This window comes from Kocuria subflava, assembly GCF_012163155.1.
GTDB lineage: Bacteria > Actinomycetota > Actinomycetes > Actinomycetales > Micrococcaceae > Kocuria > Kocuria subflava.
In genome coordinates this window covers 1-626 of record NZ_JAAVUN010000154.1, presented here as the reverse complement: position 1 = coordinate 626, position 626 = coordinate 1, and the positions used below count along the sequence as shown (strand labels likewise).

Below are 626 nucleotides of genomic sequence, written 5' to 3'. Positions count from 1 at the left end.
GCCCGGGGCCCGAGTGCGGGAGGCGGACGGCCCCGTGGCCGTCGGTGAACCGCGGACGTCTCAGACCCCGGAGCGCTCCGGGTTCATGGCGGGTCGCAGCGGCTTGGTGGTTCCCCTGGTCCTGGCCGGAATCAGCACGTATCTGGTGTACGGCATCGTGACGATGTCCGTCCCCGAGGACACGGAGTTCCCGGGCCCCCGGTTCTACCCGCTGCTGCTGGCGGTCGCGGGTTACGTGTTGGCGCTGCTGCTGGTTCTGGAGATTGTGCGCAAGCCGTCCCCGCCGGACGAGAGCAACAGCCTGGGTGTCTACCGCTTCCATTCGGACTGGACAGCACTGGCCTGGCTGGTCGGCGGGTTCCTGGTGTTCTCCGTGGGCCTGGAGTTCCTGGGGTGGATCATTGCCGCGGCGCTGCTGTTCTGGTGTGTGGCGCGCGGGGTTGGTAGTCGGCGTCCGCTGTTCGACATCTCCCTGGCCCTGGTGGTCTCGAGTTTGATCTATCTGGCCTTCGCCGTCGGCCTGGGGCTAAATCTTCCGTCCGGCTTGTTGGGAGGGCTCTGACATGGAATCACTGGGCATGTTGGCCGAAGGTTTCCAGGGCGCACTGACGCCCATGAACCTCCTG

The 626-nt window shown here is 66.5% G+C and carries 1 protein-coding gene; it reads left to right on the top strand.

Annotation, left to right across the window (positions count from 1 at the left end; translation table 11 throughout):
* Positions 1 to 85 precede the first annotated feature (85 nt).
* Positions 86 to 562, top strand: coding sequence for a tripartite tricarboxylate transporter TctB family protein (locus GTW58_RS13495; protein ID WP_123825948.1), 477 nt, complete (start codon positions 86 to 88; stop codon positions 560 to 562).
* Positions 563 to 626 lie beyond the last annotated feature (64 nt).

Coding starts and splice junctions, on each gene's coding strand:
- GTW58_RS13495 (WP_123825948.1), top strand. CDS start 86: ATGGCGGGTCGCAGCGGCTTGGTGGTTCCCCTGGTCCTGGCCGGAATC.